Raw genomic sequence first — 600 nt, 5'->3', positions numbered from 1 at the left:
GCCGGGCTTCGGACGATTGCCATGCTCATTATGCAGGACTTGGTAAACTCGCAGGTGTCCATGAATTTCCTCCGCGGTATCGCTACATGGTGCTACTTCGACGAGTTCCATGTGCTGCTCCGTGACCGGCTGACGGCAAGCTACTGTGTGGCGATCTGGAAAATGCTGCGAAAAAAAGGGTGCGTTCCCAGTGCTTTAACGCAGAACGTGAAGGATTTTCTGGCAAGCCCGGAGATCGAGAACATCTTTGAAAACTCGGACTTCCTTGTGCTGCTCTCGCAGGCACAGGGGGACCGGCAGATTTTAGCCAAACAGCTTGGGATCAGCCCCCACCAGCTTTCCTATGTGACCCATACCAATTCCGGCGAAGGGCTGCTGTTCTTCGGGAATACCACCATCCCGTTTGTTGACCGCTTCCCGCAGAATACCGAGCTGTACGCCATTATGACCACCCGCCCGGAGGATAAAAAACAGGAAATGAACCGGGCATAACGCACTTCGGGCCATGATGGCCCGAGGTTTGGAAAGGAGGGATACATCATCGGAAAGAAACCGGATAAACGGAATTTTCAAAGGCCGGGGCCGACGGAGGATACCGGG

The 600-nt window shown here is 54.3% G+C and carries 1 pseudogene; it reads left to right on the top strand.

Annotated features, from left to right (window positions below):
* Positions 1 to 492: pseudogene (locus DXB70_RS13995) on the top strand (conjugal transfer protein TraE); the annotation flags it as partial.
* Positions 493 to 600 lie beyond the last annotated feature (108 nt).

This window comes from Clostridium sp. OM05-5BH (assembly GCF_003481505.1).
GTDB classification, from domain to species: domain Bacteria; phylum Bacillota; class Clostridia; order Lachnospirales; family Lachnospiraceae; genus Otoolea; species Otoolea fessa.
This window is presented reverse-complemented; position numbering and strand designations above follow the sequence as displayed.